The following is a 12782-nucleotide window of genomic DNA, read 5'->3' on the forward strand; positions in this document are numbered from 1 at the left end:
CGGCAGCGCCGCTGGGCTTGTCGCCGTCGGGCGGCTGCGGGTGCGCGGTGGCTGTTCGCGCCCACGCGGCGGCAGGTCTCCGCGGCCGTCGGCGGCCGCAACGGCAACACACTGGTGACCCTGCGCGGTGTCGGGCGGGCTCACAGTCGTACGAGTCCGCCGAGCGCAAGGCGTTCACCGCCATGTCCTGGAATGCGCCCGCCTCGGCGCCGGCCGAGCGGCTGGAGCAGGCGCCGGCCCTGAAGGACATCCCGGACACGATGTTCCTCGCGGGCGGCGCGCCGGTGAGCGCCCCGGGTGCGCCGGTCGCGGGCATCGGTGTCGTGGGCGCTCCGTCCGGCGACCTGGACGAGCGGTACGCGCAGGCGGGCGCGCCCGCCCTCGGCCGCTGACCTGCCAGGACCCACCGTGTCACCTACCCGCCTCCCCTCCGCGCCCCGCACGGCCGCAGGCGCGCGACCCCGCGGCAGGCCGGCGGCGTTCCGGGCGACGGAACCGCGCGGGCCCTGGGACACCCGCGGCGTCGGCCGGATCACGAAGGGTGGACACCCTGTGCCGGGCCACGATCCGGTCGGACGGCGACCCGCCGACGCCCGACCGGATCGCACGGGTGGAGCGGGCGGCCCCGGCCGCCGTCTTCGTCGGGGCCGCCCGCTGGTCGAGTGCCGGTCAGGAAGGCTTCGCCGCCAGGACCGCGGTCGCGGCGACGGTGTTGTCGCATTCGGCGAACTCACCGTCCGAGAGGGCGACTTGGTGATGCCCCGAGCCGGGCAGTCCGACCACGAGCGTCGGGTAGACGGAAGGCTTGGCACCGGACACGCAGTATCCGTCGGCCTCGCCCTGGACCTGGTGGAAGGTCAGCTTCACCCATGCCTTGCCGCCCGGCCTGAGGGGCACGGCCGACGCGATGCCCGTGGGGGTCACCTTCAGCGGGCTGTTGTGCTCGGGGGAACCGTTGCCCGCTCCGGCCACCGACGGGTGGCCCCGCAGGACGCACGCGTGTCCGGAGGCGTTGGTGAACTCGACGATCGCCGCGCCCGTGCCGGTGCCGTCGGGACGGACGGCCGCCTGGTAGGCCGTCGCCGTCACGGCCGACACCGAGCACGTCGGCGTCGTACCGGCCGCGGTGCCGGAGGCGGGAGAGGCCGGGGCGCCTTGAGCGCTCGACGTGCCGCCGCCGGAGGATCTCGAGGCCGACGGAGCCGCGTGCGTGGGGCTCGTGGTGGCGGGGGCGGTGCCGGCGGGGGTGGCCGGGGCCGGGGAGGAGGTCTTGGCCGCCCCGTCGTCGCCCGGCGTGCATGCCGTCAGCGACAGCGTGGCGGCGATCACGGCCGTCGCCGACGCGGCGAGGCGGATGGTGTTGCGGTGCTGCATGGGGTCCCCCGATTCCGGTGTACCTGGTTCGACCGGCTCCGTGCCGGCGCTCACGGACGGAGACAGAGCCGGGAGACTCCGGGTTTCCCCTGTGGCTCGGCTGTGACGGTTGTGGATCACCTGTGACGATTCTGTGAGGGGAACCCCTGCCTCCGCTCGCGACGACAAGAACGACGCCAAGAACGACAAGGGCGTCCGGGCCGACCTGTGCGGGTCGGCCCGGACGCCCTCGAAGCGGTGATCAGACGAGGTCGAACCGGTCCGCGTTCATGACCTTGACCCACGCGGCGACGAAGTCCTTCACGAACTTCTCCTTCGCGTCGTCGCTGGCGTACACCTCGGCGACGACACGCAGCTCGGAGTTCGCGCCGAAGACCAGGTCGGCCCGGGTACCGGTCCACTTGACCGCGCCGGAGGCGTCACGGGCCTCGAACTCGTCCTGCGCGGAGGACGTCGACTTCCACTCCGTGTCCAGGTCGAGCAGGTTGACGAAGAAGTCGTTCGTCAGCACGCCCGGCCGGTCGGTGAGGACACCGTGCTTGGAGCCGTTGTGGTTGGCGCCGAGGACGCGCAGACCACCGACGAGGACGGTCATCTCGGGCGCGCTCAGCCTGAGCAGGTTCGCCTTGTCCACCAGCAGGAACTCGGCCGGCAGTCGGTTGCCCTTGCCGACGTAGTTCCGGAAGCCGTCGGCGACCGGCTCCAGCGCGGCGAACGACTCGACGTCCGTCTGCTCCTGCGAGGCGTCGACACGGCCCGCCGTGAACGGCACCTCGACCTGGACGCCGCCGTCCTTGGCGGCCTTCTCGACGGCCGCGGAGCCCGCGAGCACCACGAGGTCGGCCAGCGAGACCTGCTTGCCGCCCTTGGCGTTGAAGGACTCCTGGATGCCCTCCAGGGCGCGCAGGACCTGGGCCAGCTCGTCCGGGTTGTTGACCTCCCAGTTCCGCTGCGGCTCCAGGCGGATACGGCCGCCGTTGGCGCCGCCGCGCTTGTCGCTGCCGCGGAAGGACGAGGCCGCGGCCCAGGCGGCGGAGACCAGCTGCGAGACGGTGAGGCCCGTGCCGAGGATCTCCTCCTTGAGGGAGGCGACGTCCGCGGCGTCGATCGGCTCGCCGGTGCGCTGCGGCAGCGGGTCCTGCCACAGCAGCTCCTCGCTCGGCACCTCCGGGCCGAGGTAGCGGACGACCGGGCCCATGTCGCGGTGCGTCAGCTTGTACCAGGCGCGGGCGAAGGCGTCCGCGAACTCCTGCGGGTTCTCGTAGAACCGCCGGGCAATCGGCTCGTAGATCGGGTCGTAGCGCAGCGAGAGGTCGGTGGTGAGCATCCGCGGGCGGTGCTTCTTCTCGGCGTCGAAGGCGTCCGGGATGATCTCCGCGGCGTCCTTGGCCACCCACTGCTTCGCGCCGGCCGGGCTCTCGGTCAGCTCGTACTCGTACTCGAAGAGGTTCTTGAAGAAGCCGTTGCCCCACTGCGTCGGCGTGGCGGTCCAGATGACCTCCAGGCCACTGGTGATGGCGTCCTTGCCGACGCCGGTGCCGTGGGTGCTCTTCCAGCCGAGGCCCATCTGCTCCAGCGGGGCGGCCTCGGGGTCGGCGCCGACGTTGTCCGCCGGGCCGGCACCGTGGGTCTTGCCGAAGGTGTGACCACCGGCGATGAGGGCGACGGTCTCCTCGTCGTTCATCGCCATGCGGCGGAAGGTCTCACGGATGTCGCGGGCCGCGGCGATCGGGTCCGGGTTGCCGTTCGGGCCCTCCGGGTTGACGTAGATGAGGCCCATCTGGACCGCGGCGAGCGGGTTCTCCAGCTCGCGGTCACCGGTGTAGCGCTGGTCGTCCAGCCAGGTGGTCTCGGGGCCCCAGTAGACGTCCTCGTCGGGCTCCCACTCGTCGACTCGCCCGCCGGCGAAGCCGAAGGTCTTGAAGCCCATCGTCTCCAGCGCCACATTCCCCGTGAGGATCATCAGGTCGGCCCAGGAGATGTTCTTGCCGTACTTTTTCTTGACCGGCCAGAGCAGCCGACGGGCCTTGTCCAGGCTCGCGTTGTCCGGCCAGCTGTTGAGCGGGGCGAAACGCTGCTGACCGCCGCCGGCGCCGCCGCGGCCGTCGCTGATGCGGTACGTACCGGCGCTGTGCCAAGCCATACGGATCATGAGCGGGCCGTAGTTGCCGAAGTCGGCGGGCCACCAGTCCTTCGAGGTGGTGAGCACCTCGGCGATGTCACGCTTCACCGCGGCGAGGTCCAGGGAATTGAAAGCCTCGCGGTAGTCGAAGTCCTCGCCGAGCGGGTTGGCCACGGCCGGGTTCTTGGCAAGGATCTTCAGGTTGAGCCGCTCCGGCCACCACTGGCGGTTGCCACCGCCCTGGGTCGGGTGCGCGGCGCGGCCATGGGCGACGGGGCAGCCGCCCTCCGCCTTCGCGTCTGCGACGTTGGCGTCGTTGTTCTCAGTCATGGCATTCCTTCCGAACTGTGCGGAACTCGGTGCGTGCTCAGGAGCTGCGGCCGGTGGAACAGTCGGGGCACGTGCCCCAGTAGACGACCTCGGCTTCCTCGATGGCGAAGCCGCGGTCGTCGGAGGCGGTCAGACAGGGCGCGTCGCCGACGGCGCAGTCGACGTCGACGACGGCACCGCACGACCGGCACACGATGTGGTGGTGGTTGTCCCCCACGCGCCCCTCGAACCGGGCCGGGTGTCCGGCCGGCTCGATCCGGCGGACCAGGCCCGCGGCGGTGAGGGCGTGCAGGGCCTCGTAGACGGCTTGCAGGGAGATGTGGCCCACGCGGGCACGGACCCCGGAGGCGATCGCCTCGACGCCGAGGTGGTCGCCGTCCCGGACGGTCTCCAGCAGCGCGACACGGGCCGCCGTCACGCGCAGGCCGGCACCGCGGAGCTCCTCGGCGGTGGTCGGGGTCGGGGAGGCGCTCATGAGGCAGAACCTACCCTCATAAACACGAGGGATTCAAGAAAACGAACGATGCAATTTTGGTTGCGCCCCGTCACCCTCCGTCCACCTCGGCGCCCGCCGCCACACCCTCCCGGGGGTTTGCATTCACATATGCCCTCGCGTGGATCCGCCGCGTGTACGGGTCCGCCTCCGGACGGCCGTGCCGGTCGTGGCGCGCACGGGCGCGGGCGGTACGGCGGCCGGTCCCGGCGGCGGTCGCGGGGCGGGGCGGCGAGTCGGTGGGCGGGTGGGGCAGGAGGCAGGCCGGGCGGTAGGGCAGCGGGTGGGTCGGGGACATGCCCGCATCATCCGGCCCCGGATCGGCGACGGAGGTGCGGCAAGCCGGACGGTCCTCCGAACGGGTGAGCCGGGGCGCGGCGCACGTCCGGCCGCCGGGACGACGGCCCAGGTTTCCGGCCTTCGTCCCGACCGGAAACCCGGCCCCCGTTCCGTGCGCGGGTGGAGGCGAGGAGGCCGTCCTCGGCTGGGCCGCGGTCACGGACCCGGGGAAACTGGCGCGAGGTACAGCAACGGCGCGATGCGCTCGGACGCCGTCGCCGCCGCCGTCGCCCTGTACGACCTGCTGAACCCCATGGGATCCCGAGCCCTCGCCCGGCGCCGCGTTCTGTGCCGGGCCGCTGATGGCCGCGGGTTCGGTCCTGAACGTCGGCTGCGGCATCGACGCTGTCGTACTGGGCGCGCGAGCACCGGCATGCCGGGCGCCTCGTGGGGCTCGGCCCAGACCCCGCCGCCATGGCCCGCGCGCTGCGGCGCTGCGACATCGAGTGCGCCGACGGCAGGGCGGCCGGCCCGGAGATCATCACGGTGGCGCGGCGGCCGTGGCGGGGAAGGTCGTGGCCGGCAGGGGTGCCTGGTCAGCGGGCGTGGTGGCGGGCGGCTTGGGCGGACCGGTAGCGGTGGGCGGGCGTGGAAGGCCTCCTTCGGTTCCCAGTGCCAGCCGGAGGCGGGGTCGTCCGGGCGGTCCTTGAGGGTCTTGGTGATGGCGTAGCTCGCCATGTCGAGGTCGTGGCGCGGGTCGCCCGGGCGGTGCGGGGCGTCGGGGGTCACGAACTCGAAGGCCATCGCCGCGTACAGGTCCGTCGCGGAGAAGGCGTCGAGGAGTCGCATGAGATACGTCGCCTGGGTGCGCTCGCTGCGCACCAGGTCGCCCCTGATCTCCGGGGGCGTCTTGCCGCGGTCGACGATGTCCCAGCCCATCCCGGCGGTCCTGGGCGCCCCGACGTACGCGCAGGTGCCGAACTCGGTGATGGCCAGCGGCTTGCCCCACCGCCGATAGCGGCTCAACTCCCTTATGTAGTCGGCCTTGTGGGGGAAGTACGAGTAGTAGTCGATGCCCATGATGTCGAAGAGGCGCCAGTCGACCTTGTCGTCCTGCGCGGCGGCGTAGCTCAGCGGGCCGTGGAAGACGGACCGGCCGACCGCCGCCGCCTTCGCCGTGAAGCGGTCCAGGCGGCGCTGCATCGCGACGGGGTCCACGGTGCCGTCGAGCAGGTTCCGGATCCGTTCGAAGACGTCGGCGCCCGGGACGATGCCGGGGACGAACAGCCAGAACTCGCAGCCCACACTGAGGTCCACGGCCGCGCCGTGCCTGCGCAGCCGCTCCGCGAACCGGCCGGTCTCGGTGAGGTGTTCCAGGATGTCCCGTTCGGGCGCGTCGCCGAGAGTCGGCTGGAGCCAGACCCGCAGCCCCTGTTCGGCCGCCTCGGCGGCGGTGGCCCTGAGCCGTTCCACGCCGTCACCCGTCACATCGACGGTGTCGGCGTGCAGTTCGTCGCGGATGGCCCGGATGTCCTTGCGCATCCGGGCCACGCTGAAAGCCGTACCCGGTGTCTCCCCCGCGCCCACGGTGTACACGACCCCGTGGTGGCGCAGTCCGCCGTGCGCGCCACGAAGCTGCCCCGAGCCGCCCTGCGCGGCGCGGGCCCGGCCCGCCGGCAGCACGGTCGCGGCCAGCCCCGCGGACGCCATACCGGCAACGAACTGCACACGTTTGATCCCCTTGGTCCTCTGCATACGGTCACCCTGCCGCGCCTGACCCCACAGGCGCCGTCCGCCGACGGTCTAGCGCGCAGGGCCGAAGGGTGCGGATCCGGCGCCGAAAGTCGCGGGCGCCGCCATCGCCTCACTTCACCCCGCCCGGAGCCGGCAGGTGCTCAGCGGAAGCGGGGGGCCGCACGCGGTTCCGGTTCCGGTGCCGGCGCCGAGGTGGGGCGGACCTCGGTGGCTTCCGGTGATCCGAGTGACTCTAGCGCGCGGGCCGATGCGGAGCCCGGCTCGGCGTGGTAGATCGCCAGGATCTGGCCGCCGGAGTCGTTGATCGGCAGTTTCTCGCGGCGCAACTCCAGCAGGCCGACCTGCGGGTGGCGCAGCCGCATCCGGCCTCCGGCCAGCGCGGTGACGTCGTGCCGGGCCCACAGTCGCCGGAACGGTTCGCTGGCCAGGGACAGTTCGCCGACCAGCTGGACGATCCGTGGGTCGTCGACGTCGCCGCCCACGGATGCGCGGAACCCGGCGACGATGCCGCGGGCCACCTGTTCCCAGTCGGGGTGGAGATCGCGCTCGGCGGCGTCCAGGAAGATCGCCCGCAGCCGGTTCGCCCCTGGCCGGATGTTGGGTGACACGGCGGTGGCCAGCCGGTTCGCGGCGAGCACGTCGAACCTGCGGCTCTCCACGAACGCGGGCAGGTTGATCACGTCGAGCAGTTGCCGGACCCCGCTCGGCACCACCTCGCGGCGCGGCCGCCGGGACGCGGCCGGGCGGGCGGTGGACAGACTCAACAGGTGTTGCGTGGCGGGCGCGTCCAGCCGGAACACCCGCGCGAGGGCCTCCAGCACCTGCGCGGACGGATTGCGGTCGCGGCCCTGCTCCAGGCGGAGGTAGTAGTCGGCGCTGATGCCGGCCAGAGTGGCGACCTCCTCACGGCGCAGCCCGGGGGTGCGGCGTACGCCCACGACGGACAGCCCCGCTTCCGCGGGGTCGGTCAGTTCACGGCGGGCCCGAAGGTACTCCCCGAGCGCGTTCGGCCTGCTCATGTCCCCGATCCTACGAGCCCGCGGAACCCCGTGCTCGGCCCCGCCACTTCCGGGCCGGCGCATTCCCCGCCCGTTCCTCCCGGCCCGGCATCCACTCACGTCACCTCGGCGATCGAGGCGTAAGGCGCTCACGGGAGTTGGAACGCGTCGGCGAGGAGGGCGAGTTGGGTGTCGAGGAGCGTGGCGGTCCGGTGGCCCATGCCGGTGTACTGGCCGGTGACTTCGAGGCTGACGGTGCCGTGGAGGTGGGACCAGGCGAGGATCGTGCCGCCCAGGGCGCAGTGTGCGCGCGGGTCCGAGGGGTCCAGGTCGGTGCGGGCGCGAAGCCAGTCGACGGCGCTGGGATCGGTGCGCAGCCAGGTCGCCATCTCGTCGACGACCGGCTGGACGGGCTCGGTGGCCTCGCCCTGGGCGAAGACGGCGACGAACGGCCCCATCGCGTACCGCGAGCGCGCGACGATGTCGGCCGGGGGTGTGTAGCCGGGGGCGGGCGGGCCCTGGATGAGCAGGTAGCGGTGCGGCTGCGAACGGGCCCAGGCGTGGTAGGCGCCGCCCAGGGCACGCAGAGTGGTGCGCGGGTCGGGACTCGGGGTCACCGCGTTGATCGCCTGACCGGCGTCGTCGTACGCGGAGCGGACCAGCTCGTGGAGCAGTTCGTCACGGCCCCCGAAGTAGCGGTACAGGGCCGGCCCGGACATCCCCATCTCGCGGGCGATGGCGTTGAGGGCGACGCCCTGTACGCCGCTGTCGGCCAGCTGCCGCAGGGCGACGGACTTGATCTCCTCGCGGACCTGTGCGCGGTAGCGGGCGCGCGGCCCGGCCGGCGTGGCTGCCATCTCTCACCTCTGGGGTCGGTTCGGTGCGTTCAGTGTGGCGCGATGCGGTGCGCCGGGGCGGGCACCGCGGCCCGAACGGGACTCGCGCCCGCCATTGCGAGTACCTATCGCTAGAGTTAGAGTCTATAACTGTTCACCGGGCGATGCCGATCAGCCCAGACACAGCCCGCAAACAGCGCACAGGCAGCACAGGGAAGAGGAGGAGCCCGACATGAACACCACCGCACGCGATCTGCACGTAGTCCTCGGCGCCGGACCGGCCGGTTCGACCCTGGCCGGGGAACTGGCCCGGCGGGGCCACGAGGTCCGCCTGGTCGACCGCTCCGGTACCGGTGCCACACCCGAGGGTGTGTCCCGGCTCAAGGGCGACGTCGGCACCGTCGAGGGTACCCGGGCCGCGATCGAGGGCGCGGCCGTGGTCTACCACTGCGTGAACGTCGCCTATCACCTGCAGATCGAGATGATGCCCGGCATCCAGGACGCCGTGCTCGGCGCCGTCGAGGCCGAGGGCGCCCGTCTGGTCGTCCTCGACACCCTGTACCCCTACGGCGAGACCCACGGCCAGGTCATGACCGAGGACACCCCGTGGCACGCGACCAGCGCCAAGGGGAGGATGCGGGCGGCCCTCGACGAGAAGTACCTGGCCGCGCACCGCACCGGCCGGGCCCGTGTCGTACTGGGCCGCTCGGCCGACTTCGTCGGTCCCGGCGTGCTCAACTCCAGCCTCGGTGGCGCGGTCTTCCCCGGCGCGCTGACCGGCGGTGAGGTGTTCGGCCTGGGCGACATCGACCTGCCGCACAGCTACACCGACATCCGCGACGTGGCCGCCGGGCTGGCCACCCTCGGCGAGAACCCGGACGGCGACGGCCGCGTATGGCATCTGCCGACCGCTCCGGCCCGGACCACCCGGGAGGTCTTCCGGATGATCGAGGAGAAGGCCGGACAGCCGCTGAACCTCGCCGTCAAGTCGGAGCCGCGCCCGTTCGGCCCGTTCGGCGAGGTCTTCATGAACTCCTACGCCGAGCTCTTCTACCAGCACACCGAACCGCAGGTGATGGACTCCACCGCGATCCAGGACGCCTTCGGCATCAAGCCCTTCCCGCTGGACACCACCCTGGACTACACCCTCGCCTGGTACCGCACGTTCCTGGCCTCCCAGCGCTGACCGTCGGATGATCGGCGTCAGCCGGCAGCACACCGGCCGGGGCCGACGCGGGCCGGGGTTCACCCCATCGGCTCGCGCTCGGGTGCGGACGACGGGGCGCCCGCCCATCGGTGCAGGGCGGCTTCGAGGCCGGTGACGGCGGCGAGGTCGGTGGTGTCGGAGGCCCAGGCAACTACCCCGTCCGGGCGTACCAGCACCCCCGTCGGCATCGCGTGGTCGTCGGTCACGCCGCTCACCCGCCCGGCCCAGGCCGCGCCGAGGCGGGCGAACGCGCCGTCCGGACTGCGGTCGAGCAGCAGGAACCCGCCGCCGTGGCCGTGGTCGGCGAGCCGGGAGCCGTCGCTCAGCCACAGGTCGGGGACGTAGCGCCCGACCAGTGGATGGTCGCCGGGCAGGTCGATGCGCTGCGTGACGCCGGAGATCTTCTTGACCGCGTAGGTCGCGCCCGTCCGACTGCTCAGCAGATCGGTGACGACCTCCCGGAGGGCGGCCGACTTGGCGTCCCCGCGCATCACGCCGATCTGGGCGCGCGTCCACTCCAGCACCCAGGCGCCGAGGGGACGGCGCTCGGCGTCGTAGGTGTCGAGCAGCCCTTCGGGGGCCCATCCGGCGATCACGGCTCCGAGCTTCCAGCCGAGGTTCATCGCGTCGCCGACCCCGAGGTTGAGCCCCTGACCGCCGAACGGTGAGTGCACGTGCGCGGCGTCGCCGGCCAGCAGTACCCGCCCGGACCGGTAGGTCGCGGCCTGGCGGGCGTTGTCGGTCCAGCGGGTCGCGGTGCCACGCAGCGCGGTCAGCGTCACGTCGGTGCCCGAGACCCGGCGCAGACTGGTCTGCACCTCCTCCAGGGTGACCGGCGCCGTGGGGGTCCCCCCGCGCGAGCGAAGCCGAGCGTGGGGCAGGTCGGCGGCGGCGCCGTCGAACTCCACGGTGACCACCCGCCCGGGCTGTGGCCCGTAGCGGTACGCCCCCCGGGTCGACCACGCCCATCCGTGCGCGAGCATTGACGGGTCGGCGATGTCGACGACCGCCAGGTGGCCGGTGAGTTCGGGGTCGGTGCCGGGGAAGTCGATGCCGGCGAGGCGGCGCACGGTGCTGCGCCCGCCGTCGCACCCGACCAGCCACCCGGTGCGCACCGGGCCGGCAGTGGTGCCGACGCGCACGCCGTCGCCGGTGTCTTCGAGCCCGGTGACCTCCACCCCGCGCACCACCGGTACGCCGAGTCGCGCGAGGTGGCCGGCCAGCAGTTCCTCCAGCTCTCGCTGCGGCACCATCCTCGCCCCGGCGACCGCGGTGTGCGCGGCGAGGTCGGGATCGGACCAGTCCACGAGGTCGGCGTCGAGGATCATTCCGGCGAAATGCCCGGTGAACCGCGACTCGCGCGCTCGCCGGCCACCACCGCGCTCACCGGGCTGCTGGTCGTCGGCCGTGCGAGCGAACGACCCCACCCGCGCGAGTATCTCTCGCTGCACCTGTTCGGCGGCGGGCAGCAGGCCCCGCCGGTCGAGCGCCTCGGCCGTCGGCACGTTGATCGCCCCCGCCTTCATCGCCTCGTCCGGCTCGGCCCGTCGTTCGAGTATCTGCACCGTCACCCCGGAAAGCGCCAGCTCCGCTGCGAGCACGAGGCCCACCGGCCCGGCCCCGACCACGGTCACGTCCATGTCCTGGTTCACATTCATCTTCACGAACACTGTTCTATGTACGAACAGCGTTCGCGTCAAGCTATGATGATCGGGTGAACCCGAGAGAGCGACGTGCGGCCCGCCACCAGCCGCCGCACCCCGAGGCCGAAGCCGCCCCCAAGCCGCGGCGCCGTGCGGTCCCGATCACCGTGGAACAGGTCGTCGACACGGCGCTGGGCGTCGTCGCCACGGAGGGCTACGAGGCGCTGACCATGCGCCGGCTGGCCGGAGCGCTCGACACGGGACCCGCCTCGCTCTACGCCCACGTGGTCAACAAGGCCGACCTCGACGAGCTGCTCATCGGGCGGCTGTGCGCCGGGCTCGCACTGCCCGAGCCCGACCCCGCGGCCTGGCGGGAGCAGATCCGCGACGTGTGCGCCCAGTTGCGCGACCAGTACCTGAAATACCCCGGGATCTCCCGCGCCGCGCTCGCCATGGCCCCCTCCGACCTCGAAACCGTGCGCGTCAGCGAGGGCATGCTGGCGATCCTGCTCGCCGGCGGCGTCACCCCGCAAGCCGCCGCCTGGGCCATCGACGCCCTGTTGCTGTACGTGGCCGCCTACTGCCTAGAGGTGTCGATCGCGCGCCGGCGAGCAGCACATGATGACGCCGCATGGGTCGTCGACCGCGACGAGCTGCTCCGCCGATTCACGGCCCTGCCTGCCGAGACCTTCCCCCACACCACCCGCCACGCCGCCGAGCTCACCGCCGGCGAGGGCCACGACCGGTTCGACTTCACCCTCGCCCTGATGATCGACGGCCTCGCACACCGCTAGCCGGATCCGCTCGGCCCGGTCAGGCTCCGTTGCAGGCCGGCGGCGGGCCGGTCGTGCCGCGTACGACGAGCTTCGGGTCCAACTCGGCTTCCCTGGGCTCCGGTTCGGGGCTCTGCAGGCGCTGCATGGCGAAGCGGACGGCGCGTTCGGCCAGCAGGCAGGCGTCCTGGCGTACGATCGTCAGGCCGATCGGCATCAGATGGGAGAGGTGGCTGTCGTCGTAGCCGACGACGGAGAGGTCGCGAGGCACCTCCACGCCGCCCCGGGTCAGCGCCATCAACAAGCCCATGGCACTGCGGTCGTTGCCCGCGAGGACGGCCGTCGGCAGGGGCGTACCGGCGTCCCGTTCGGCGAGCAGGAGGCGGCCCGCCTCGATACCGGCCCGCTCGGTGTGGTCGCCGGTGATGGCGCGCTGCTCGGCCTGCAGTCCGTGCCCGCGCATGGCGGCCCGGTAGGCGCGGCGGCGCTCGGCGGAACCGGGCCCGCGACCGCCGTCGATGTGCACGATCCGCCGGTGGCCGAGTTCCACGAGGTGCTGCATGGCCTGCCGTACGCCCATGCCCTCGGCGGTGTGCACGTAGTCGACGCGGGCGCCGGACGCCTGGCGGCCGACGGAGACCGTGGCCGCTCGCCGCCCCAGGGTACGGCCATGACATCCCGTGCGAGGCGGTCGGCGAGGAGGGCCTGGCTCGGCTGCCCGACCCGGCCGGGGTCGGAGTGCGCACCGCCGGAGCGCACAGCACGGCGGTGCCGACGGACTGGGTGGGCCGCTTCGCGGAGGCGTTCGACACCGGGTTCCGCGAGTGGATCGCCAACCTCGCAGCGGGCGACGAGCCGACCGGGCCGTCGGCCTGGGACGGCTACGCCGCCACCGTCGAGGCCCTGGGGTCGGGCCGCGTCGTCGCCACGGACCTCGAGCCCCGCCCCGCGTTCTACGGAGGTGCCGCGTGA

9 protein-coding genes and 4 pseudogenes are annotated in these 12782 nt (G+C 72.8%); 4 read left to right on the top strand and 9 right to left on the bottom strand.

Annotated elements, in window-relative coordinates; genetic code table 11:
* Positions 1-69: 69 nt before the first annotated feature.
* Positions 70-392, top strand: a pseudogene (locus AB5L52_RS02950) (heme-binding protein); the annotation flags it as partial.
* Positions 393-669: 277 nt separating this feature from the next.
* Here the strand turns inward: AB5L52_RS02950 and AB5L52_RS02955 are convergent.
* The 7 genes and pseudogenes from AB5L52_RS02955 to AB5L52_RS02985 all read right to left on the bottom strand — a co-directional run bounded on the left by AB5L52_RS02955 (position 670) and on the right by AB5L52_RS02985 (position 8208).
* Entirely contained in the window at positions 670-1374 is a 705-nt protein-coding gene (locus AB5L52_RS02955) for a DUF4232 domain-containing protein (RefSeq protein ID WP_369362527.1), read from the bottom strand.
* 241 nt (positions 1375-1615) lie between these two features.
* Positions 1616-3826, bottom strand: a complete 2211-nt coding sequence (gene katG, locus AB5L52_RS02960; protein WP_351034803.1) for a catalase/peroxidase HPI — start codon at positions 3824-3826, stop codon at positions 1616-1618.
* A 37-nt stretch (positions 3827-3863) separates the two neighbouring features.
* A complete protein-coding gene (locus AB5L52_RS02965) occupies positions 3864-4301 on the bottom strand; it encodes a Fur family transcriptional regulator (protein WP_351034801.1) in 438 nt (145 codons plus the stop codon).
* Between the two features lie 70 nt (positions 4302-4371).
* Positions 4372-4617, bottom strand: coding sequence for a hypothetical protein (locus AB5L52_RS02970; RefSeq protein ID WP_351034799.1), 246 nt, complete (start codon positions 4615-4617; stop codon positions 4372-4374).
* Positions 4618-5243: 626 nt separating this feature from the next.
* Positions 5244-6353: pseudogene (locus AB5L52_RS02975) on the bottom strand (abortive phage infection protein); the annotation flags it as partial.
* A 140-nt stretch (positions 6354-6493) separates the two neighbouring features.
* Positions 6494-7372 carry a helix-turn-helix domain-containing protein gene (locus tag AB5L52_RS02980; protein ID WP_369362528.1) on the bottom strand — a complete coding sequence of 293 codons (879 nt, stop codon included), beginning with the start codon at positions 7370-7372 and terminating at the stop codon, positions 6494-6496.
* 128 nt (positions 7373-7500) lie between these two features.
* A complete protein-coding gene (locus AB5L52_RS02985; protein ID WP_351032054.1) occupies positions 7501-8208 on the bottom strand; it encodes a TetR/AcrR family transcriptional regulator in 708 nt (235 codons plus the stop codon).
* Between the two features lie 211 nt (positions 8209-8419).
* On the opposite strand from AB5L52_RS02985, the gene AB5L52_RS02990 reads away from it, so the two are divergent.
* Positions 8420-9373 (top strand): NAD-dependent epimerase/dehydratase family protein, encoded by a 954-nt coding sequence (locus tag AB5L52_RS02990; RefSeq protein WP_369362529.1) that lies wholly within the window; start codon positions 8420-8422, stop codon positions 9371-9373.
* Between the two features lie 59 nt (positions 9374-9432).
* Here AB5L52_RS02990 and AB5L52_RS02995 read toward each other — a convergent pair whose 3' ends face one another.
* Entirely contained in the window at positions 9433-11052 is a 1620-nt protein-coding gene (locus AB5L52_RS02995) for an FAD-dependent oxidoreductase (protein ID WP_369368798.1), read from the bottom strand.
* Between the two features lie 56 nt (positions 11053-11108).
* On the opposite strand from AB5L52_RS02995, the gene AB5L52_RS03000 reads away from it, so the two are divergent.
* Positions 11109-11831, top strand: coding sequence for a TetR/AcrR family transcriptional regulator C-terminal domain-containing protein (locus AB5L52_RS03000; RefSeq protein WP_369362530.1), 723 nt, complete (start codon positions 11109-11111; stop codon positions 11829-11831).
* 19 nt (positions 11832-11850) lie between these two features.
* Here the strand turns inward: AB5L52_RS03000 and AB5L52_RS03005 are convergent.
* Positions 11851-12471: pseudogene (locus AB5L52_RS03005) on the bottom strand (LacI family DNA-binding transcriptional regulator); the annotation flags it as partial.
* 2 nt (positions 12472-12473) lie between these two features.
* Between AB5L52_RS03005 and AB5L52_RS03010 the strand changes: the two are divergent.
* Positions 12474-12782 (top strand): annotated as a pseudogene (locus AB5L52_RS03010) (inositol 2-dehydrogenase); the annotation flags it as partial.

Source organism: Streptomyces sp. CG4 (assembly GCF_041080655.1).
In the GTDB taxonomy this organism is placed as follows: Bacteria; Actinomycetota; Actinomycetes; order Streptomycetales; family Streptomycetaceae; genus Streptomyces.

Bases quoted from the DNA above. Each gene is read 5' to 3' on its own strand.
- katG (WP_351034803.1), bottom strand. From the start codon at position 3,826: ATGACTGAGAACAACGACGCCAACGTCGCAGACGCGAAGGCGGAGGGC.
- AB5L52_RS02955 (WP_369362527.1), bottom strand. From the start codon at position 1,374: ATGCAGCACCGCAACACCATCCGCCTCGCCGCGTCGGCGACGGCCGTG.
- AB5L52_RS02995 (WP_369368798.1), bottom strand. From the start codon at position 11,052: ATGAATGTGAACCAGGACATGGACGTGACCGTGGTCGGGGCCGGGCCG.
- AB5L52_RS02965 (WP_351034801.1), bottom strand. From the start codon at position 4,301: ATGAGCGCCTCCCCGACCCCGACCACCGCCGAGGAGCTCCGCGGTGCC.
- AB5L52_RS02990 (WP_369362529.1), top strand. From the start codon at position 8,420: ATGAACACCACCGCACGCGATCTGCACGTAGTCCTCGGCGCCGGACCG.
- AB5L52_RS02980 (WP_369362528.1), bottom strand. From the start codon at position 7,372: ATGAGCAGGCCGAACGCGCTCGGGGAGTACCTTCGGGCCCGCCGTGAA.
- AB5L52_RS02970 (WP_351034799.1), bottom strand. From the start codon at position 4,617: ATGTCCCCGACCCACCCGCTGCCCTACCGCCCGGCCTGCCTCCTGCCC.
- AB5L52_RS02985 (WP_351032054.1), bottom strand. From the start codon at position 8,208: ATGGCAGCCACGCCGGCCGGGCCGCGCGCCCGCTACCGCGCACAGGTC.